This is a genomic window from Sphingomonas eleionomae (assembly GCF_049889035.1).
Taxonomy (GTDB): domain Bacteria; phylum Pseudomonadota; class Alphaproteobacteria; order Sphingomonadales; family Sphingomonadaceae; genus Sphingomonas.
This window is the reverse complement of the sequence record NZ_JBLTWP010000002.1, coordinates 449,953-468,884: the sequence shown is the minus strand read 5'-3', so window position 1 is coordinate 468,884 and position 18,932 is coordinate 449,953. Positions and strand designations below refer to the sequence as shown.

Here is an 18,932-nt window from a genome sequence, read left to right as displayed (position 1 = left end):
CGCGATGCTAACGCGGTTCCCGGCGATGGTCCAAGGCGAACGGCGCTTACCCGCGAACGAGCGTCACGAAACTGAACGCTGGGCGATCCCCCTCGGCGGCATGGTCCTCCCGCGCCGCCTCCCGCCATTCCGGGCCAAAGGCGGGAACGCTGGCGTCCCCCTCCGGCTCGGCATGAACCTCGGTCAGTTCGATCCGGTCGGCCATGGGCATGAACAGGGCAAAAACCTCTGCCCCGCCAATGATCGCCACGTCGGGAACATCGCCCGCCAGTGCCACCGCGGCATCGACACTGTGCACCACCTCGGCTCCGGCAGCGGACCAGTTCGCATCGCGGGTCAGCACGATATGGCGGCGGCCGGGCAGTGGGCTGGGGAAGCTTTCGAACGTCTTGCGGCCCATCACCATCGGCTTGCCCATGGTCAGCGCCTTGAACCGCTTCAGATCGGCGGGCAGCCGCCAGGGCAGATCGCCGTCGCGGCCGATCACGCCATTGGTCGCCCGGGCAAGGTAAAGCGTCATCATACCGCCACCGGTGCCTTGATATGCGGCTGCGCCACATAATCGTGGATCACGAAATCCTCATAGTCATACCCGTCGATGCTGTCCGGGCGGCGCAGGATTTCAAGCCGGGGCAGCGGGCCGGGCGTGCGCGACAGCTGTTCGCGCGCCTGATCGAGGTGGTTCAGGTAGAGGTGGCAATCGCCACCGGTCCAGATGAATTCCCCAACCTCCAGATCGCATTGCTGGGCAAGGATGTGCGTCAGCAGCGCATAGCTGGCGATGTTGAACGGCACGCCCAGAAAGATATCGGCCGACCGCTGATACAGCAGCAGCGACAGCTTGCCGTTCGCCACATGGGTCTGGAACAGGCAATGGCACGGTGCCAGCGCCATGCGGTGCAGTTCGCCGGGGTTCCACGCAGACACGATCTGGCGGCGGCTGGCGGGTTGAGTGCGGATCTGCTGCACCAGATCGGCGATCTGGTCGATCGTGCGACCATCGGGCGTTTCCCAGTGCCGCCATTGCTTGCCGTACACGGGGCCTAGGTCGCCCGCCGCATTGGCCCATTCGTCCCAGATGCTGACCTTGCGATCCTGCAACCAGCGCACATTGGTGTCGCCGCGCAGGAACCAGAGCAGTTCGATGATGATCGATCGCAGATGCAGCTTTTTCGTCGTCAGCACCGGAAAGCCCTTGGCCAGATCAAAGCGCATCTGATGGCCGAACACGCTGAGCGTGCCGACGCCGGTGCGATCGCGCTGTTCCACCCCGTGGTCGAGCGCGCGCTGCATGAGTTCGAGATAGGGAGGCATGGCCCAAGGCGTAGCGGGCGGCGCGCCCCCCGCCAAGGGCCCTCAGTCGATCAGCGACAGCCAGTCGACGGGACGGCCGCGTCGGCGCAGTTCAACGGTCAGTTCCGGCGTGCCGCTGGCCGCCATGCGACCAAGCGGCTGGCCCGCCGCCACCTGCTGCCCCGTCCGGACGCTGATCGTATCCAGGCCGGAAATCAGGGTGGTCCAGCCAGCGCCGTGATCGACGATGACGACCCCGCCATAGCTGCGGAATGAAGCTGCATGGATCACCTGACCCTGTGCCGGGGCGACAACCACCGCCAGGGGCGCTGCTGCCAGCGTCGTGCCCCGCGCGCGCACCCCGGCAGAAGTGACGCCGCCATAGCCGGCAACGACCCGGCCCATCGCAGGCACGCGGTAACCCGGCGCCGTGCCGCGTACCGCCGCCGTCGCCCCGCTCTTGCCCGGCCGGGGCAGCGGATCGGGCAACGCCATCAGGTCGCCCAGCACTGCCTGTGCGCGGTCCCCCTCCGCCATCTGGTCGATCAGGTCGCGTGCCCGTTCACCCAGCGCGATGGCCCGGTCGCTTTCGCCCAGCGCCACCCGACCCAGTCGTTCGGCGCGCAGCCGCTCGGTCGATTCGAGGCGGGCCAGTTCGATCCGCCGTGTCTCGAGCGTCGCGCGGGACCGGGACAGGGCATCGACCGACTGGCTCGCCGCCGCGCGCAGCCGCTGCGATCCGGCAATTTCCCGACGGATGGCTGCCGTGCGCTGGCGGATCACGGGGACCAGCGTGCCCAGCACGGCCCGGGCATGGACGATATCGTCGGTACTGCCCGGCCGGGCCAGCGCGAGCGCGGCGGGCCGGCGGGCCAGTGACTGGATCGCCGCGATCAGCCGCACGATCCCCTGTTGCCGCTCCACCAATCGACGGCGCTGTTCGCCAAGCAGCCGCGCGGCCAGGGCGACACGCGCCCGCGCGGCCGTCAGTTCGGCCTCCGCTTCCGCAATCCGGGCGACCAGTGCCGCCCGCGCCTGTCCGGCACGGATCGCCGCATCGCCGGCATCGGCCGCCTGCTGTTCCAGCGCCCGCGCACGCTCGGCCGCAGCGGCGCTGGCCTGCCGCGCCTCGGCCAGGGCGGCGCGCTGGCGGGCAATGTCGGCCGCTGGCGCAGCACCCAGCGTGGCCAGCGCGATCAGGGCGAGGATCGGCCGGGCTGCCATCACCCCTCCCGATGATAGGGATGGCCGGACAGGATGCTGACCGATCGCCACAATTGTTCGGCCAGCATCGCGCGGGCCAGCATATGCGGCCAGGTCAGGCGGCCAAAGGACAGCAGCAGGTCCGCCGATTTTCGCTCAGCATCGTCAAACCCGTCGGCAGCGCCGATCATGAACCGCGCCTCGCGCACGCCATCGTCGCGCCAGCGGCCCAGCGTCGCCGCCAGATCGACGGACGGCAGGTCGCGCCCCTTTTCATCGAGCAGGACCAGACGGGTTCCCGGCTCGATGGGCGGGATGCGCCCGCCCTGATCGGGCAATTCGGTGATGCGGACGGGCCAGCTGACCCGTTTCAGATAGCGGTCGACCAGCTCCGCCTCCGCCCCCCGGCCGATGCGCCCGCGCGCGACGATGTGCAGCAGCATCAGCCGGGTCGGGCGGGCGGAATCAGGCGGCGCCGCCGGCCGCCGGCGTATCGCCGAACGACCACATCCGCTCGAGATTATAGAAACTGCGTACTTCCGGGCGGAACAGGTGGACGATCACGTCGCCCGCATCGATCAGCACCCAGTCGGCCGTTGCCAGCCCCTCGACCCGCGCCGTGCGGCCGCACTGCGCCTTGATCTTTTCCGCCAGCTTGGTCGCCATGGATGCCACCTGCCGCGTCGACTTGCCCGATGCGATCACCATGTAATCGGCGATGCTCGACTTGCCGGCGAGCGGGATGGAAACGGTTTCCACCGCCTGGTCATCGTCCAGCGAGGCGAGGACTAGCTGGTGCAACGCCTCCGCTTCCTGCGGGCTGGATGGGGACACGGATTGGGGTCGGGTTGCCAAGGAACCTCCTAGCGGCTGGGGAAGGATGGGCGGGTTGGGGATCCCGGTGGCCTGTGCCAGCCGGGGTTGACGGCCCGGATGCGGGTCGCCGAGGTGGGATCGGGGCGGAAGCGCAGCAGCACGAGGGCCGGCAATCTCCACTTCGTCCAGTTCCTGCCCTGGCCTGCGGGGCGGACGAACCGCCGCAGCCAGCTCATCGCGGCACTCGCGCGAGCATCGTCATCATACCCCGGACGGGTCAGAACCGCAATCGGAACCTCCTGCGCGATCCGGCGCCAGCCGCGCCAGCGGTGAAACTGGGCCAGATTGTCCGCGCCCATCAGCCAGATGAAGCGGTGGCGCGGATAGAGCCGCCGGATCGCGCGCACGGTATCCAGCGTGTACCGGGTGCCCAGCCGCGTCTCCAATGCCGATGCCCGGATGGGCGCGCGCCGGGCCATGGCGCGGGCGGATGCCAGCCGCCGGTCGAGCGGCGCCATGTCCGATGCCCCGTCCTTCAGCGGGTTGCCCGGCGATACCAGCCACCACACCTCGTCCAGCCCCAGCGCCCGCATGGCTTCCAGCGAGATATGGCGGTGGCCGCGATGGGCGGGATTGAACGATCCGCCCAGGATGCCGATGCGCTTCAGACGACGCGCCCCCGGTTACGGCCGCACCTGGCCGGTGCCGATCACCTGCCATTTGTACGTCGTCAGCCCTTCCAGCGCGACGGGACCGCGCGCGTGCAGGCGGCCGGTCGAAATACCGATTTCCGCGCCCAGCCCGAACTCGCCGCCATCCGCAAACTGGGTAGAGGCGTTCCACATCACGATCGCCGAATCGACGCCGTTCAGGAATCGCTTGGCAATACCGGCATCGCTGGCGATGATCGCGTCCGTGTGCCGACTGGAATGCCGGTCGATATGGGCCATCGCCGCATCGACGCCATCGACCAGCGCCACCGACAGGATCGGTTCCAGATATTCCGTGTCCCAGTCATTGGCGGCGACCGGTACGACGCGCGGTTCGATGGCGCGCACCGAATCGTCTCCGCGCAGTTCGCAACCCGCCTCGGCCAGCGCGGCCAGGATCGGCGCGGGATTGGCAAATGCCCGGTCGATCAGCAGCGTTTCGGTTGCCCCGCAAATGCCCGTCCGGCGCATCTTGGCATTCACTGCAATGGCCAGCGCCATCGACGGATCGGCCGACCCGTCGATATAGGTGTGACAGATACCGTCCAGATGGGCGAGCACGGGCACCCGCGCCTCTGCCTGCACCCGCGCGACCAGCGACTTGCCGCCGCGCGGGACAATCAGGTCGATAAGGCCGTCCGCGCCCAGCATCGCGCCCACCGCCGCACGGTCGGTCGTGGGAACCAGCTGGATCGCGTCCACCGGCGCACCCGCCGCCGCCAGCCCGTCGACCAGCGCGGCATGGATCGCGGTGTTGCTCTCGATCGCTTCCGATCCGCCCCGCAGGATCGCGGCATTGCCCGCCATGACGCACAGCGCGCCGGCGTCGGCGGTCACATTGGGGCGGCTTTCATAAATGATGCCGATGACCCCGATCGGCACGCGCACCCGCTTCAGCAGCATCCCGTTGGGCCGGGTCGACTGGTCGATCACCCGACCCACCGGATCGGTCAGGCCCGCCACAGCCTCGACCCCTGCCGCCATGCCCTCCACCCGCTTGTCGTCCAGCTTCAGCCGATCAAGCATGGCAGGCGACAGGCCATTGGCGGCGGCGCGGTCCATGTCGCGGCTATTGGCAGCGATGATCGCCGCACCATGCGCACGGATGGCGGCGGCACAGGCGCGCAGTGCAGCGGCCTTTTCAGCCGTCGGCATTGCCGCCAGCGCAGCGGATGCGGCGCGGGCGGCGCGGGCCATCCCCTCGATCAACGCCTTGGGATCGGCAGCGGGGCGGGCGATTTCGACGGTTGCGGTCATCGGCTTTTCTCCGGCCCCCTCTCTCGCATTGCAGCGGAAAAATTGATAGCCCTTCGCACATGACGGGGGGAATCGAGGCGGCAGGGGAACTTGCCACGGGCGCGCTGATGGGTCGTGCGGTGGAACCGCGCGCCGGTGAGGGACATGGCGATGCGGGCACGCTGTGCCTGAATTGCGGGACGACGCTGATCGGGCCGCATTGCCACCGGTGTGGGCAGGCCGGCCATGTCCATCGCAGTATCGGCGCGATCTGGCACGATCTGCTGCACGGCGTCCTGCATTTCGAAGGCAAGATGTGGGCGACGCTGCCCATGCTGATCACCCGGCCGGGCGAATTGACCCGGCGCTATATCGATGGCGAACGGGCGCGATTCGTCTCGCCTATGGCGATGTTCCTGTTTTCCATCTTCACCATGTTCGCCGTGCTCCAGATCATGGGCATCCAGGTGCCGACAGAAGTGAAGATGGACCCGGCGGCGTCGGCCGAAATGAAGGAAGAGCTTGGCAAGGTCCGCGCGCAGCTCAGCACGGAAACGGCCAGGCTGGACGCCATGCCCCAGGATATGCCCGGACGACCCGCTCAGGTGCAGAAGGTCAACCAGCTCAAGATCCAGGCGGATATCCTGAAAAACATGGGTCCCGCCTTTGTCATCAACGGTGACGATGGCGACAGCGCGATCAAGACGGGGTGGAAACGGCTGGACAAGGGCATTGCCAAGGCACGATCCGATCCCGGCCTGATGCTGTATAAGCTGCAGGCAAATACCTATAAATTCAGCTGGTTGCTGATCCCGCTGTCAATCCCGTTCGTCTGGATTCTGTTCGCATGGAAACGGGGCCTGCGCGGGTACGACCATGCGATCTTTGTCACCTATTCCATTTCGTTCATGTCCCTTCTGTTCATCACGGTGACGATCGCGCAGGGGCTGGGTGCCTCTTGGGCCCTGATTGGCTGGGTCATCATGCTTGCCCCGCCCTTCCACCTCTATCGCCAGTTGCGCGGCGCCTATCGCCTGTCCCGGTTCAGCGCGCTGTGGCGAACGGCGATGCTGTCGGTGTTCATTACGATCATCCTGACGCTGTTCCTGATGCTGGTGATCGGCCTGGGGCTGGTCGGATAGCGGCGGGGCGGCAGGATTTGACTCATTGCCAGCCCCGCGCCGCCTTGCTATTGGCCGCGACCTGCCAGCGACCGGATGCCAGCCACCCGGTCCTTCACGTGCGGCCGTGGCGGAACTGGTAGACGCGCAACGTTGAGGTCGTTGTGTCCGAAAGGACGTGGAAGTTCGAGTCTTCTCGGCCGCACCAGAATTGAAAAAGGCGGGGTTTCGGCCCCGCCTTTTTCATTTGCGCCCAGCTCATTGGTGCTAAGCCGGCCCGACCCGCCCTTAATCGCGCAGCAGATCGTTGATGCTGGTCTTCGACCGCGTCTGGGCATCGACCCGCTTGACGATCACGGCGCAATACAGCGCAGGCTTGCCGTCGCCGCCGCCGATGCTGCCGGGCACCACCACCGAATAGGGGGGCACGAAGCCGCGGTGAACCTTGCCCGTCTCGCGGTCGATGATCTTGGTCGACGCACCCAGATAGACACCCATCGACAGGACTGCGCCCTCGCCGACGCGAACGCCCTCTGCCACTTCGGCACGCGCGCCGATGAATGCGCCGTCCTCGATCACCACGGGGCCTGCCTGAAGCGGTTCGAGCACCCCGCCGATCCCGGCACCGCCGGACAGGTGAACGTTCCGCCCGATCTGCGCGCAGGAACCGACCGTTGCCCAGGTGTCGACCATCGTCCCCTCACCGACATGGGCGCCGATGTTGACGAAACTGGGCATCAGGATCGCGCCCTTGGCGATGAACGACCCGCGCCGCGCAACCGCGCCGGGCACGACGCGGAACCCCGCCTCACGGAACCGGGCATCGTCCCATCCGGCAAACTTGCTCGGCACCTTGTCAAATGCGGGCGCCCCCGCCGCACCGCCATCGATGACGACATTGTCATTGAGGCGGAACGACAGCAGCACCGCCTTTTTCAGCCACTGATTGACGCGCCAGCCCCCTTCGCCATCCGGTTCGGCCACGCGCGCCTCGCCCGCGTCCAGCAGCGCAATCGCCGATTCGACGGCATCGCGCACTTCGCCGGTGGTGGTCAGCGACAGGCTGGCACGATCGTCCCATGCCTGATCGATGGTGGCTTGAAGCGCGTCGGTCATGCGAGTTCCCCATGAAGGTCTGCGAGCCAGTGGCTCAGGTCATGCGTCGTGAAATCGATATAATCGGGCAGGGCGTCGGCGGGCGGCTGTTCCGATCCGCCGTCGATCCACAGCGTCGCCATGCCGATGGCCTTGGCGGGCGCAAGATTGCGGGCCAGATCCTCGGCAAACAGTGCGTTTTGCGGCTGCACCCGATGATCGGCGCACAGCGTGGCATAGGCGCGCGGATCGGGTTTTGGGACCAGTCCGGTAGCCAGGATGTCGCACACCCCCTCGAACACGCTGCCCAGCCCGCGCTTGTCCAGCACCCGCTCGGCATAGGCGGTATCGCCGTTGGTAAAGACCAGCTTGCGGCCAGGCAGCGCCGCGATGCGCGCAGCCAGCACCGGGTCGGGGTCGATCACGTCCAGTTCGACCGCGTGGACATCGTCCAGGAAATGCTGCGGATCGACGCCATGCCGGGCCATCAGCCCCGCCAGCGTCGTCCCATGATCGAAATAATACTGCTTTTGCAGGGCATAGGCCTCGTCCTGCGACAGGCCGAGCAGCCGGGCGATATAATCGGTCATCCGCGCATCGATCCGGGCGAACAGGTTCGACGACGCCGGATACAGCGTGTTGTCCAGATCAAAGATCCAGGTGTCGATATGGGCAAGCGCAGGCGGCATGGCGCTGCCCCTTACTGTGCATGGGCAGGAAAGGAAATGGCCGGGCCGACGAGGGCGCGGACCATGGCAGGGACCATGGCCGGTTCAGGCGGACGGCAGGCGCAGCCGGACGAGCAGGCCGCCCAGATCCTCGCTTTCCTCCAGCGCCACGGTGCCTTCGTACAATTCGGCAACGTCGCGCACGATGGCCAGGCCAAGGCCGGTGCCCGGCTTGCCGCTGTCCAGCCGGACGCCGCGGTCAAAGATGCGGATGCGATCCGCCTCCGGAATGCCGACGCCATCGTCCTCGACCTGGATTTCGACATAGCCGGCTTCGGTCACCACGGTGACGAACACGCTGCCCCCGCCATATTTGGCGGCATTTTCGACCAGATTGCCCAGGATTTCGTCCAGATCCTGACGTTCGATCCGGGCGATCGGATCGGTCGGTCCGGTCACATCGATGCGGACATTGGGATAGAGCCGGGCAACCGCCCGCTCGACCGCCTCGACCGAGGGCCATACGGCGGCGCGGCTGTGCGCCGACCCCCGCCTGCCGACTGCGCGGGCGCGGGCCAGATGGTGGTCCACCTGTCGCCGCATCGTGCGCGCTTCCCGGATCACGGTGTCGGCCAGATCAGCCTGACCCGCCGCCGCGCCGTTCATGATGACCGTCAGCGGCGTTTTCAGCGCATGGGCAAGGTTGCCGGCATGGCGGCGCGCCTCTTCCGCCTGACGGTCGTTATGCGCGACCAGTGCGTTCAGCTCCTCGATCATCGGCGCAACCTCGGCCGGCATGGTGCCTGCCACCCGGGTCGTCGTTCCGGCGCGCAGATTGGCGATTTCCTTTTGAACCTTGCGCAGGGGCAACAGGCCGTACCAGGTCTGCAGCACCGCCATCACGATCAGACCGATGCCGAGAATGGCGAAGCTGCGCACGACCGTCTGACGCAGTTCCGCCAGCTGCCCATTCAGCGCCGCCCGGTCCTGTGCCACCTGAAACCGCCAGACGGTCTTTGATCCCGGCAATTGCGCGTCGCGTTCGGCAACCCGCAGCACCTCGTCGCGAAACTGGTTGCTGTCATAGACATGGACGCCGCGATCGAAATGCACGCCGTCGGTGCGCAACCGGCGGTCCCATAGCGAGCGGGAGGGAAAGGGTTCCACCCCGCCGCCGCTGACCTGCCAGTAAAAGCCGGAGCTGGGCTCCAGAAACCGCTGATCGGCAAGTTCGCGGTTGAACACCACCTGCCCCGTTGAATCGAGTTCGGCCGACAGGATCAGCGTCTTGAGCACATAGGTCAGCTGATCGTCGAACGTACGGGTGATCGTGCTGGTCAGCACCCGATCAAGGGCAAAGCCGCCGCCCGCCAGCAACAGCAGGATCCAGGCGGTGGCGATGACGATCATCCGCCTGCTCAGCGATCCCGTCACCCGCACATGGCGCGAGGGGGTGACGTCGTCCGGGGCTGCGGCGCGGCTCGCCTTGTCCCGCGGCCAGGACATCCGGGGAAACAGGTTGCTCAATGCCATGCCAGCCCGCATCCCGCGCCGCCCCTCAGGCGTCGGCCGGTTCGTCCAGGCTGTAGCCCAGGCCACGGATCGTAGTGATAACGTCCGCGCCCAATTTCTTGCGGATGCGCGTCACGAACACCTCGATCGTGTTCGAATCGCGGTCGAAATCCTGATCATAGATGTGCTCGATCAGCTCGGTCCGGCTGACCACCTTGCCCTTGTGATGCAGCAGATAGGACAGCAGCTTATATTCCTGCGCCGTCAGCTTCACCGGCTCGCCGGCCTTGGTCACCTTGCCCGACCGCGTGTCGAGGCGAATGTCGCCCGCGATCAGTTCGGCCGACGCATTGCCAGACGCGCGGCGGATCAGGGCGCGCAGACGGGCGATCAGCTCCTCCGACTGAAACGGCTTGGCGACATAATCATCGGCACCGGCGTCCAGCCCGGCGACCTTGTCCGACCAGCTGTCCCGGGCCGTCAGCACCAGCACGGGGGTCGTCCGCCCTTCCCGCCGCCAGCGGTCAAGGACGGTCAGCCCGTCCACTTCGGGCAGGCCCAGGTCGAGGATGATTGCGTCATAGCTCTCCGTCGAGCCGAGAAAATGCCCTTCTTCGCCATCGGAGGCGGTGTCCACGGCATATCCGGCGCCGACCAGCGTGTTATGGAGCTGCTGGCGCAGATTGGGCTCATCCTCGACGATCAGAACGCGCATCCGTTGCTCCTCTTTTTTGCGTGTGTACCGCGTTAGCGGCCGGTGCGACCCAGGATGCGACCCGACCGTGCATCGACATCAACCCAGATCACATTGCCATCGCGCAGGAATTTCAGCGTGTAAATGGCGGTCCCCGAATCGAAATCGAAACCCAGATATTCCGCGCCCTTCATCTGGGGAACGACGCGCCGCTCGATCTCGCGGGACGGCAGCAATCGCCCTTCGGCACGGCCCTGATGCGCTGCCTGCTGGTCGACGCGCGGGCGCCGCTGCGCCGCCGCCGCGTCGAAGCCTGCACCGCTGACCAGCACAAGCGCCGCCAGAAAGAGGGATTTGCCCGCCATATTCATGGGCGTTGCCATAAAATTGCCGCGTTGAACAACCCGTGAATGGGACGGTAAGCGCCGCGCAAGGCCGAATCCTTTCCGGTGCTTGCCGCAGCGCCACAGTCCACCTAGGTGGCGCGGCATGGCGGCACCCATTCTGAGCTTTGAAAATCTGGGTCTGGTCCAGGGCAGCGGCTGGCTGTTCCAGGGGCTGAACCTGTATATCGGCGCGCGCGACCGGCTGGCGCTGATCGGGCGGAACGGCGCAGGCAAGACGACGCTGCTCAAGCTGCTGTCGGGCAAGATCGAGGCGGACGAGGGCAAGCGGGTGATCGTGCCGGGCACGCGCGTCATCCTGCTGGAACAGGACCCTTCTGTCGCTGGCCATGCGACGCTGATGGACTTTGCGCTGGCGGGTGCGGATGCGCCGGAACGGCACGAGGTCGCGGCCATCGCCGACCAGCTGGGCATCGACATGGAGCGCGAGGCGGCGACCGCATCGGGCGGCGAGCGGCGGCGGGCGGCAATCGCCCGCGCGCTGGCGCAGGATCCCGATGTGCTGCTGCTCGACGAGCCGACCAACCATCTGGATATCGCCGCAATCGAATGGCTGGAGGACTGGCTGACCCGGTTTCGCGGCGCGTTCGTCGTGATCAGCCACGATCGCACATTCCTGACGCGCCTGACGCGCCAGACCTTCTGGCTGGACCGGGGAACCATGCGCCGCTCCGAAATCGGCTTTGGCGGGTTCGAGGCATGGACCGAACAGGTCGAGGCCGAGGAACAGCGCGCGGCCGAACGGCTGGATGCCCGGCTGAAGCTGGAGGAGCACTGGCTGCAGCGCGGGGTCACCGGGCGCAGGCGGCGCAACATGGGGCGGCTCAACAAGCTGATCGAGATGCGCGCCGAACGGGCGGCGATGACCGGGATGCAGGGCACGGCCGCACTTGCCGCATCGTCCGATGACAGCAAGACCAAAGTCGTGATCGACGCCAAGGGCGTAACCAAATCCTATGGCGACCGGGCGATCATCCGGGATTTCAGCTTTCGAATCACGCGCGGCGACCGGATCGGCATTGTCGGGCGCAATGGCGCGGGCAAGTCCACGCTGATCAAGCTGCTGACCGGCGAAGTCGCGCCCGATGCGGGCGAGATCAAGCTGGCCAAGACCATCGACATGATCGTCATCGACCAGCAGCGCAGCAAGATGGCGCCGGACAAGACGGTGCGGGACGTGCTGGCCGATGGCGGCGAGTGGCTGGACGTGCGGGGCACGCGCAAGCACGTCCATGGCTATCTGAAGGAATTCCTGTTCCCGCCGGAAATGGTGGACGCGAAAGTCGGCACCCTGTCCGGCGGTGAACGGTCGCGACTGCTGATGGCGCGCGAATTCGCCCGGCCCAGCAACCTCTTGGTGCTGGACGAACCGACCAACGACCTGGACCTCGAAACGCTCGATCTGTTGCAGGACGTGATCGGCGAATATGACGGCACCGTCCTGATCGTCAGCCATGACCGCGACTTTCTGGACCGCACGGTAACAGTCACGCTGGGCCTGGACGGCAGCGGCACCATCGATGCGGTGGTCGGCGGCTATGCAGACTGGGAGGACAAGCGCCGCATCCGACCAGAGGCGAAGAAGGCGACCGCCAAGCCCGTCGAGGCCGCGCCGCCCAAGCCGAAATCGGTCAAGCTGAGTTACAAGGATCAACGCGACTATGATCTGCTGCCCAAGCGGATCGAGGAACTGGATGCCGCCATTGCGCGGGACGAGGCGGCGCTCGCTGATCCGAAACTCTACACAGCCGATCCAAAGCGGTTTGCCGCGCTGACCGACGCCATCGCCAAGGCGCGGGATGAAAAGGACGCGGCCGAGATGCGGTGGCTGGAACTGGCCGAACAGGTCGAGGCTGCGGGCTGACCCCGCCTTACCGGCAAAAGCCGCGACCGCTCATGTCGAAATGGAAATGGTTGTAGTGCGCGGCATTGTAATCGGGGCTGAGCACCGTGGTGAACCGCTTGCACGCGCTTTCGTGGATTAGGCGCAGGAACCTGCGATCGCGCTCGTCTTGGCTGTTCCATCCATCGGTCAGTGTCACCCGGCGCCCGTCGGACAGGGTAAAGCCGGCAATGTCGATGGCATTGGCCAGCCCGTGCTGTGACACCCGGCCGCTCGCCGCAGTGCCGTTGCCCACGATGCCCCGGCAACTGAACGTGCCATAGGTTTCGATGCGCACCACCGCCTGACCATAAACGATCCGGGCCGCAGGCTGCACCGCATAGCGGGTCCAGGCCACAAATCGCTGGGCCAGCGGGCACCGGATCGCCTTCAGCCCGCTGGTCGGCAGGCCGTAATCGTCGAGCCGCACGGCGCCTTCGACCAGGCAGCCGCTGCCGAAATCCTGATCGGGCAAGGGCGTGAAGCTGACGCCCGCCTGCGCCAGCTCGGCATGGCATTGCAGCGTATCCGCCGTCGCTGGACGCCGCACGGTCACCGGCCCGCCGGCCCGCGGGCGGATGCGCTGTTGCGAGCGTTCATCCCCGCCCCCGCCGAACACGCATCCGGCCAGCATCAGGAGCAGGATGAAAGGGAGGGTCGGACGCAAGCAACTGGGCATGGCCTTGCTATGACGGATGGCGGGGCAACCACGCAACGCCCGGCACGACAGGCCGCACATTCCGGACGGCCCGGCGAAATCGGTTGACAGCGAAGTGCGGGTCTATAGGGCGGTCGATGGGCCACGCGGTCCCAACGCCGCGCGTGCTCTCTGCAAGGAGAGACTGACATGACTGACTTGACTGCCGCCGGCGCAACCCTTGCGCCCGCCAAGCCCGCCACTCTTCCGGCGCGCCCCCATTTTTCCTCCGGTCCCTGTGCCAAGCCGCCCGGCTGGTCGCTCGACAAGCTGGCCGTCGATTCGCTCGGCCGTTCGCACCGGTCAAAGCTTGGCAAGCAACGCCTGCAATACGCCATCGACCTGATGCGCGAGATGCTGCGCCTGCCGGACACCCACCGCATCGGTATCGTGCCCGCGTCCGACACTGGCGCCTATGAAATGGCGATGTGGGCAATGCTGGGCGCACGGCCCGTCACCGCGCTGGCATGGGAAAGCTTTGGCGAAGGCTGGGTGACCGATGCGGTCAAGCAACTGAAGCTCGATCCCACCGTCATCCGCGCCGATTACGGCCATCTGCCTGATCTGAACGCGGTCGACTGGTCGAACGATGTGCTGTTCACCTGGAACGGCACGACCAGCGGCGTTCGCGTGCCGAACGCGGACTGGATCCCGGCCGACCGCGAGGGGCTGTCCTTCGCCGATTCGACCAGTGCGGTGTTCGCCTATGACATCGACTGGACCAAGATCGATGTCGCCACCTTCAGCTGGCAAAAGGTGCTGGGCGGCGAGGGCGCGCATGGCGTCCTGATCCTTGGCCCGCGCGCTGTGGAACGGCTGGAAACCTATATCCCCGCCTGGCCGCTGCCCAAGGTGTTCCGCCTGATGGCCAAGGGCAAGCTGGCCGAGGGTGTGTTCAAGGGCGAGACGATCAACACGCCGTCGATGCTGGCGGTAGAGGATGCCATCTTTGCGCTGGAATGGGCCAAGTCGCTTGGCGGCCTTGAGGGGCTGATCGCGCGCAGCGATGCCAATGCCGCCGCGCTCGACCGGATCGTGGCCGAACGCGACTGGCTGGGCCATCTTGCCGCCGATCCGGCCACGCGGTCCCGCACCAGCGTCTGCCTGACCGTCGAGGGCGCGGACGAGGCGTTCATCAAGCAGATGGCGGGCCTTCTGGAAAAGGAAGGGGCCGCATTCGACATCGCCGGATATCGCGATGCGCCCGCCGGTCTTCGCATCTGGTGCGGCGCCACGGTCGATACCGCCGATATCGAGGCGCTCGGTCCCTGGCTCGACTGGGCCTACGCGACCGTCAAGGCAGCCTGAAACCCTTATAGCCCTCTCCGCTTCAGGGGAGAGGGTTGGGAGAGGGGCGGCTCCACAAGCAATCCACTCACAGCATAGGGCCGGAGCGAGAAACTGCCCCTCTCCCCGGCCAGTTTTAGGTGAACCGCGCCCCGCGCTGTTCAGGTCATGCCGGGGGCATGACCGACCGCAAAACTCCCCTAAAGGGGAGAGGGAGAAGAAAAATGCCCAAGGTTCTGATTTCCGACAAAATGTCCCCGCTCGCCGCCCAGATTTTCCGCGATCGCGGGGTCGAGGTGGACGAGATCACCGGCAAGACGCCCGATGAGCTGAAGGCGATCATCGGCGAATATGACGGCCTGGCCATCCGGTCCTCGACCAAGGTGACCAAGGACATTCTGGCCCATGCCACCAATCTGAAGGTCGTCGGCCGTGCCGGCATCGGCGTCGACAATGTCGACATCCCCGCCGCCAGCGCAGCCGGTGTCGTGGTGATGAACACGCCATTCGGCAATTCGATCACCACCGCCGAACACGCCATTGCCCTGATGTTCGCGCTCGCCCGCCAGTTGCCGGAGGCGGACGCCAGCACGCAGGCGGGCAAGTGGGAAAAGAACCGGTTCATGGGCGTCGAGCTGACCGGCAAGACTCTGGGCCTGATCGGTGCGGGCAATATCGGATCGATCGTTGCCGACCGTGCTTTAGGCCTGAAGATGAAGGTCGCGGCATTCGACCCGTTCCTGTCGCCCGAGCGCGCGCTGGAAATCGGCGTGGACAAGGTGGAGCTGGACGAACTGCTTGCCCGGGCCGATTTCATCACGCTGCACACGCCGCTGACCGATCAGACGCGCAACATCCTGTCGGCAGAAAACCTGGCCAAGACCAAGAAGGGCGTGCGGATCATCAACTGTGCGCGCGGCGGTCTGATCGACGAGGCCGCGCTGAAGGCGGGCCTGGATTCGGGCCATATCGCGGGCGCGGCACTGGACGTGTTTGTCGAGGAACCGGCCAAGGCGCATCCGCTGTTCGGCACGCCCAACTTTGTCGCCACGCCGCATCTGGGCGCATCGACCAACGAGGCGCAGGTGAATGTCGCGTTGCAGGTCGCCGAACAGATGGCCGATTACCTGCTGACCGGCGGCGTCACCAACGCGCTGAACGTGCCCAGCCTGTCGGCAGAGGAGGCACCCCGGCTGAAGCCTTATATGGCGCTGGCCGAACGGCTGGGCAGCCTGGTCGGCCAGCTGGCCCATGGCGGCGTGCCGCGGGTCTCCATCCATGCCGAAGGGGCTGCAGCGGAACTGAACCTGAAACCGATGGTGTCGGCGGCGCTGGCCGGGTTTCTGCGCGTCCATTCCGACACGGTGAACATGGTCAACGCGCCGTTCCTGGCGAAGGAACGCGGGATCGAGGTGCGCGAGGTGCGCAACGAACGCGCGGGCGATTACAACAGCCTGGTGCGCGTGTCGGTCAAGACCGATGCCGGTGAGCGATCGGTTGCAGGCACCTTGTTCAGCAACGCGGCCCCGCGCCTGGTTGAGCTGTTCGGCATCAAGATCGAGGCCGATCTGGCCGGCGACATGCTGTACGTCGTCAACGAGGATGCGCCCGGCTTTATCGGTCGTCTGGGTTCCACGCTGGGCGAGGCGGGCGTCAACATCGGCACCTTCCACCTCGGTCGCCGCGAAGCGGGCGGCGAGGCGGTGCTGCTGCTGTCGGTCGACGAGGCGGTGACGCCCGAGCTGATCGCCCGCGTCCGCGCCCTGCCCGGCGTCAAGACGGCGATGGCGCTCAAGTTCTGACCGCAACATTCGGGGGGCCGCTTGTGATGAGCGGCCCCTTCGACTAGCGGCTTGCAGCCATGACCGGATTGCTGCCCGAAGGATTTCACGACCGCCTGCCGCCGCTGGCCGATGCCGCGGCCCGGCTGGAGCGGCGCATCCTCGATACCGCCTTTGCCCATGGCTATGAGCAGGTCGATCCGCCGCTGGCGGAGTTTGCCGACACGCTTGGCCAGCGGCTCAAGGCGTCCAGCCTCAAGGATGCGGTCCGCTTCGTCGATCCCGTGTCGCAGCGCACCCTGGCCATCCGCCCCGACATCACGGCACAGGTCGGCCGCATCGCCGCCAGCCGGATGGCGCACCATCCGCGCCCCGTCCGCCTGTCCTATGCCGGGCCGGTGCTGAAGCTGCGCGCGGGTCAGCTAGCGCCCGATCGCGCGCTGCGTCAGATCGGGGCAGAGCTGATCGGCCTCGATTCGGTCAGCGCCGCGCGCGAAGTGGTGGGTGTGGCAGTCGAGGCGCTGACGGCGGCCGGACTGACCGGATTGTCCATCGATTTCACGCTGCCCGATCTGGTCGAGACGCTGGCCGGCGACCGGCTGTCGCCTGCGCAGCTGGCGGCGCTCAACGAACGGCTGGATGCAAAGGATCACGCCGGCGTTGCGGCGATCGCGCCAGATTATCTGCCGCTGATCGAGGCGGCGGGGCCGTTCGGGCGCGCCATCGAGCGGCTGGCCGCATGGGATGCCTCCGGCGCGCTGGCCAGCCGGATCGACGGGCTGCGCGCGCTGGCCGAGGGCATTGGCGGGCAGGTTTCCCTGACGCTGGACCCCACAGAGCGGCATGGGTTCGAATATCAAAGCTGGCTGGGCTTTTCGATCTTTGCCGCCGGGGTGCGCGGCGAAATCGGCCGGGGCGGCGCCTATGTCGTGATGCACGATGGCGGCGTTGCCGAACCGGCCATCGGCTTTTCGCTTTATGCCGATCCCATTCTGGAAGCGGGATTGGCGGTTGCAGAACGCCGCCGCCTGTTCCTGCCCATCGGCACCGATGCCGGTGTGGCGGCACAGTTGCGCGCCGACGGCTGGGTCACGGTTGCCCAGCTGCATGACGGCGACACGCCGCAGGCGCAGCTGTGCAGCCATGTGCTGACCGATGGCACGCCCCGCCAGATTTGATCAGAGGCGCGTCGCGGCAACCCGGCGGATAGCGGCGAAGAAACGCGGAACCGGCCCGTTGCGGGTCATCCAGTCGCTATAGGCCTGATAGTCGGGATCGGCGCCAAGGTGCTTTTCCTCGGTTTTCGCGCGCCAGTAATAGACGCCTGTCACCGCCGCCATCAGCACCGTGTTGCGGATCGCATCGGTCCAGCTGTTCGTCGTCGTCAGGAACGGCAGCGTGGCGATCCACCAGAACAGGTTCTTGGACACATAGGCGGGATGCCGGGTCCATGCATAGGGACCGTGGGTCAGGATGCCGCGATGGGTCAGGTTTGAAAACCGGATGCCGAACGCGATTGTCGCCCAAGCATAGATGGCGGTCAGCGCGACCAGTACTGCGCCGAACCCGGCCATGACCGCCGGATAATCGCGCAGCCAGAACGTCCATTCCGATGTGCCGGGATGATAATCCAGCGGCCCGCCATTGCCCATCAGCGCGAACGGGGGATAGCAGATCAGCGCCGACACCCATCCGGCCGTATACGGCGTGGCCGACCGGATATGCGCATCCAGCGGCTTCATCGTCAGGATATAGCCCGATGTGGCGAACGCGACATCGACCATGAACATGAGGGTGATCAGAAAGCGCGCCAGCATCACCGGATCGCCCAGCAGCATCGACCGGTCCCAGCGGATCACCTCACCAAAGCCGCCTGGCACGATCGCGAGCATGAAGGCCAGGAAAAACCCCTTCACTGCCCATGCCCGCAAATGGCCGTAAATGGCCTCCCGGTCGATCGGCTCATCCAGGTTCATCAGCCACGCGCCAAGGTGCCAGGGGCCGTCGCGCGGCTCGACCAGGTGACGGTCGATCCACAGGACATAGGGGATGGACAGCGCAAGCAGCCACGGCGCGGCCATCTGGAAACACCACATCGCGAACTGGTAATTGCCCTGCCAGTAGAAGCGGGCAACGGCATAGACACCTGCGATCGCGGCCCAGGTGAGCCACAGGCCGACCAGCTTGGTAATGCTGGTGTCGATGCTGTCCCTGAGCGGCCGCTTCAGCGACCAGTCGATCCCGGTCGACGGGTTGCGGTGCACCTTGTCAACCAGCACCGACCACAGGACCATCGGCACGCCCGCCGCCGCAACATTGACCAGCGCGGCGAATGGTCCGTCCATGCCCAGCCAAAGGGCCAGCGCCAGCCACGCCGTCATGCCGGCCAGCCCGGCAAGCCCGACCCCGTGCGACACGGCCGATCGCGGCCGCGGATCGGCATCCGTGCGCGGGGCAAGGGTGGCGTCGTGATACATCCCCGCCCGAGTAGCGCGGCAATGGTAAGCAAGCCGTGAAGGATGATTGATGATTG

General features: G+C 66.4%; 19 protein-coding genes and 1 tRNA gene. 6 read left to right on the top strand and 14 right to left on the bottom strand.

Annotation, left to right across the window (positions count from 1 at the left end):
• Positions 1–46 precede the first annotated feature (46 nt).
• Genes ACNI3Q_RS06470 through ACNI3Q_RS06440 form a run of 7 tightly spaced genes read right to left on the bottom strand, consistent with a single transcriptional unit; the run spans position 47 to position 5,279 of the window.
• Positions 47–523, bottom strand: a complete 477-nt coding sequence (locus tag ACNI3Q_RS06470) for a dihydrofolate reductase (protein ID WP_426275003.1) — start codon at positions 521–523, stop codon at positions 47–49.
• Entirely contained in the window at positions 520–1,314 is a 795-nt protein-coding gene (locus tag ACNI3Q_RS06465; protein ID WP_426275001.1) for a thymidylate synthase, read from the bottom strand. Before ACNI3Q_RS06465 ends, ACNI3Q_RS06470 begins: the two co-directional genes overlap by 4 nt.
• A 42-nt stretch (positions 1,315–1,356) precedes the next feature.
• Complete coding sequence (locus ACNI3Q_RS06460) at positions 1,357–2,517, bottom strand: murein hydrolase activator EnvC family protein (protein ID WP_426274999.1); 1,161 nt, start codon at positions 2,515–2,517, stop codon at positions 1,357–1,359.
• Positions 2,517–2,939 (bottom strand): 23S rRNA (pseudouridine(1915)-N(3))-methyltransferase RlmH, encoded by a 423-nt coding sequence (locus ACNI3Q_RS06455; RefSeq protein ID WP_260020932.1) that lies wholly within the window; start codon positions 2,937–2,939, stop codon positions 2,517–2,519. Before ACNI3Q_RS06455 ends, ACNI3Q_RS06460 begins: the two co-directional genes overlap by 1 nt.
• A gap of 22 nt (positions 2,940–2,961) precedes the next feature.
• The gene (gene rsfS, locus ACNI3Q_RS06450; protein ID WP_426274997.1) at positions 2,962–3,351 is read right to left on the bottom strand and encodes a ribosome silencing factor; all 390 of its coding nucleotides are present in this window, start codon (positions 3,349–3,351) and stop codon (positions 2,962–2,964) included.
• Positions 3,352–3,359: 8 nt separating this feature from the next.
• Positions 3,360–3,980 carry a nicotinate-nucleotide adenylyltransferase gene (locus ACNI3Q_RS06445; protein ID WP_426275643.1) on the bottom strand — a complete coding sequence of 207 codons (621 nt, stop codon included), beginning with the start codon at positions 3,978–3,980 and terminating at the stop codon, positions 3,360–3,362.
• Between the two features lie 15 nt (positions 3,981–3,995).
• Positions 3,996–5,279 carry a glutamate-5-semialdehyde dehydrogenase gene (locus tag ACNI3Q_RS06440; protein ID WP_426274995.1) on the bottom strand — a complete coding sequence of 428 codons (1,284 nt, stop codon included), beginning with the start codon at positions 5,277–5,279 and terminating at the stop codon, positions 3,996–3,998.
• Between the two features lie 59 nt (positions 5,280–5,338).
• Here ACNI3Q_RS06440 and ACNI3Q_RS06435 point away from each other — a divergent pair, with 59 nt between their 5' ends.
• Together ACNI3Q_RS06435 and ACNI3Q_RS06430 are read left to right on the top strand one after the other, a co-directional pair.
• Entirely contained in the window at positions 5,339–6,400 is a 1,062-nt protein-coding gene (locus ACNI3Q_RS06435) for a DUF3667 domain-containing protein (RefSeq protein WP_426274993.1), read from the top strand.
• A gap of 100 nt (positions 6,401–6,500) precedes the next feature.
• Positions 6,501–6,587 (top strand) — tRNA-Leu (locus tag ACNI3Q_RS06430).
• 80 nt (positions 6,588–6,667) lie between these two features.
• On the opposite strand, the gene dapD is transcribed toward ACNI3Q_RS06430, so the two are convergent.
• The 5 genes from dapD to ACNI3Q_RS06405 form a co-directional block, all read right to left on the bottom strand.
• Positions 6,668–7,495 carry a 2,3,4,5-tetrahydropyridine-2,6-dicarboxylate N-succinyltransferase gene (dapD, locus tag ACNI3Q_RS06425; RefSeq protein WP_426274991.1) on the bottom strand — a complete coding sequence of 276 codons (828 nt, stop codon included), beginning with the start codon at positions 7,493–7,495 and terminating at the stop codon, positions 6,668–6,670.
• Positions 7,492–8,163 (bottom strand): pyrimidine 5'-nucleotidase, encoded by a 672-nt coding sequence (locus ACNI3Q_RS06420; protein ID WP_426274989.1) that lies wholly within the window; start codon positions 8,161–8,163, stop codon positions 7,492–7,494. Before ACNI3Q_RS06420 ends, dapD begins: the two co-directional genes overlap by 4 nt.
• 84 nt (positions 8,164–8,247) lie before the next feature.
• The gene (locus tag ACNI3Q_RS06415; protein WP_260021609.1) at positions 8,248–9,552 is read right to left on the bottom strand and encodes a sensor histidine kinase; all 1,305 of its coding nucleotides are present in this window, start codon (positions 9,550–9,552) and stop codon (positions 8,248–8,250) included.
• A 148-nt stretch (positions 9,553–9,700) separates the two neighbouring features.
• On the bottom strand, positions 9,701–10,369 hold the full coding sequence (locus ACNI3Q_RS06410; RefSeq protein ID WP_260020927.1) for a response regulator transcription factor: 669 nt from the start codon (positions 10,367–10,369) through the stop codon (positions 9,701–9,703).
• A gap of 32 nt (positions 10,370–10,401) precedes the next feature.
• Entirely contained in the window at positions 10,402–10,731 is a 330-nt protein-coding gene (locus tag ACNI3Q_RS06405; protein WP_426274986.1) for a PepSY domain-containing protein, read from the bottom strand.
• 106 nt (positions 10,732–10,837) lie between these two features.
• Between ACNI3Q_RS06405 and ACNI3Q_RS06400 the strand changes: the two genes are divergently transcribed.
• Positions 10,838–12,616 (top strand): ABC-F family ATP-binding cassette domain-containing protein, encoded by a 1,779-nt coding sequence (locus ACNI3Q_RS06400; protein WP_426274984.1) that lies wholly within the window; start codon positions 10,838–10,840, stop codon positions 12,614–12,616.
• A 7-nt stretch (positions 12,617–12,623) separates the two neighbouring features.
• On the opposite strand, the gene ACNI3Q_RS06395 is transcribed toward ACNI3Q_RS06400, so the two are convergent.
• Positions 12,624–13,313: an extensin-like domain-containing protein gene (locus tag ACNI3Q_RS06395; RefSeq protein ID WP_426274982.1), complete on the bottom strand. Its 690-nt coding sequence runs from the start codon at positions 13,311–13,313 to the stop codon at positions 12,624–12,626.
• Between the two features lie 168 nt (positions 13,314–13,481).
• Between ACNI3Q_RS06395 and ACNI3Q_RS06390 the strand changes: the two genes are divergently transcribed.
• The 3 genes from ACNI3Q_RS06390 (at position 13,482) to ACNI3Q_RS06380 (ending at position 17,577) form a co-directional block, all read left to right on the top strand.
• Positions 13,482–14,639, top strand: coding sequence for a phosphoserine transaminase (locus ACNI3Q_RS06390; RefSeq protein WP_426274981.1), 1,158 nt, complete (start codon positions 13,482–13,484; stop codon positions 14,637–14,639).
• 203 nt (positions 14,640–14,842) lie between these two features.
• A complete protein-coding gene (gene serA / locus ACNI3Q_RS06385) occupies positions 14,843–16,420 on the top strand; it encodes a phosphoglycerate dehydrogenase (protein ID WP_426274979.1) in 1,578 nt (525 codons plus the stop codon).
• 59 nt (positions 16,421–16,479) lie between these two features.
• The gene (locus ACNI3Q_RS06380) at positions 16,480–17,577 is read left to right on the top strand and encodes an ATP phosphoribosyltransferase regulatory subunit (protein WP_426274977.1); all 1,098 of its coding nucleotides are present in this window, start codon (positions 16,480–16,482) and stop codon (positions 17,575–17,577) included.
• On the opposite strand, the gene ACNI3Q_RS06375 is transcribed toward ACNI3Q_RS06380, so the two are convergent.
• Complete coding sequence (locus ACNI3Q_RS06375) at positions 17,578–18,876, bottom strand: methyltransferase family protein (protein WP_426274975.1); 1,299 nt, start codon at positions 18,874–18,876, stop codon at positions 17,578–17,580.
• Positions 18,877–18,932 lie beyond the last annotated feature (56 nt).

Excerpts from the sequence above, each read along its gene's own strand:
- ACNI3Q_RS06470 (WP_426275003.1), bottom strand. The coding sequence starts at position 523 with ATGATGACGCTTTACCTTGCCCGGGCGACCAATGGCGTGATCGGCCGC.
- ACNI3Q_RS06465 (WP_426275001.1), bottom strand. The coding sequence starts at position 1,314 with ATGCCTCCCTATCTCGAACTCATGCAGCGCGCGCTCGACCACGGGGTG.
- ACNI3Q_RS06460 (WP_426274999.1), bottom strand. The coding sequence starts at position 2,517 with ATGGCAGCCCGGCCGATCCTCGCCCTGATCGCGCTGGCCACGCTGGGT.
- ACNI3Q_RS06455 (WP_260020932.1), bottom strand. The coding sequence starts at position 2,939 with ATGCTGCTGCACATCGTCGCGCGCGGGCGCATCGGCCGGGGGGCGGAG.
- ACNI3Q_RS06440 (WP_426274995.1), bottom strand. The coding sequence starts at position 5,279 with ATGACCGCAACCGTCGAAATCGCCCGCCCCGCTGCCGATCCCAAGGCG.
- ACNI3Q_RS06435 (WP_426274993.1), top strand. The coding sequence starts at position 5,339 with ATGACGGGGGGAATCGAGGCGGCAGGGGAACTTGCCACGGGCGCGCTG.
- dapD (WP_426274991.1), bottom strand. The coding sequence starts at position 7,495 with ATGACCGACGCGCTTCAAGCCACCATCGATCAGGCATGGGACGATCGT.
- ACNI3Q_RS06420 (WP_426274989.1), bottom strand. The coding sequence starts at position 8,163 with ATGCCGCCTGCGCTTGCCCATATCGACACCTGGATCTTTGATCTGGAC.
- ACNI3Q_RS06415 (WP_260021609.1), bottom strand. The coding sequence starts at position 9,552 with ATGATCGTCATCGCCACCGCCTGGATCCTGCTGTTGCTGGCGGGCGGC.
- ACNI3Q_RS06410 (WP_260020927.1), bottom strand. The coding sequence starts at position 10,369 with ATGCGCGTTCTGATCGTCGAGGATGAGCCCAATCTGCGCCAGCAGCTC.
- ACNI3Q_RS06405 (WP_426274986.1), bottom strand. The coding sequence starts at position 10,731 with ATGGCAACGCCCATGAATATGGCGGGCAAATCCCTCTTTCTGGCGGCG.
- ACNI3Q_RS06400 (WP_426274984.1), top strand. The coding sequence starts at position 10,838 with ATGGCGGCACCCATTCTGAGCTTTGAAAATCTGGGTCTGGTCCAGGGC.
- ACNI3Q_RS06395 (WP_426274982.1), bottom strand. The coding sequence starts at position 13,313 with ATGCCCAGTTGCTTGCGTCCGACCCTCCCTTTCATCCTGCTCCTGATG.
- ACNI3Q_RS06390 (WP_426274981.1), top strand. The coding sequence starts at position 13,482 with ATGACTGACTTGACTGCCGCCGGCGCAACCCTTGCGCCCGCCAAGCCC.
- serA (WP_426274979.1), top strand. The coding sequence starts at position 14,843 with ATGCCCAAGGTTCTGATTTCCGACAAAATGTCCCCGCTCGCCGCCCAG.
- ACNI3Q_RS06380 (WP_426274977.1), top strand. The coding sequence starts at position 16,480 with ATGACCGGATTGCTGCCCGAAGGATTTCACGACCGCCTGCCGCCGCTG.
- ACNI3Q_RS06375 (WP_426274975.1), bottom strand. The coding sequence starts at position 18,876 with ATGTATCACGACGCCACCCTTGCCCCGCGCACGGATGCCGATCCGCGG.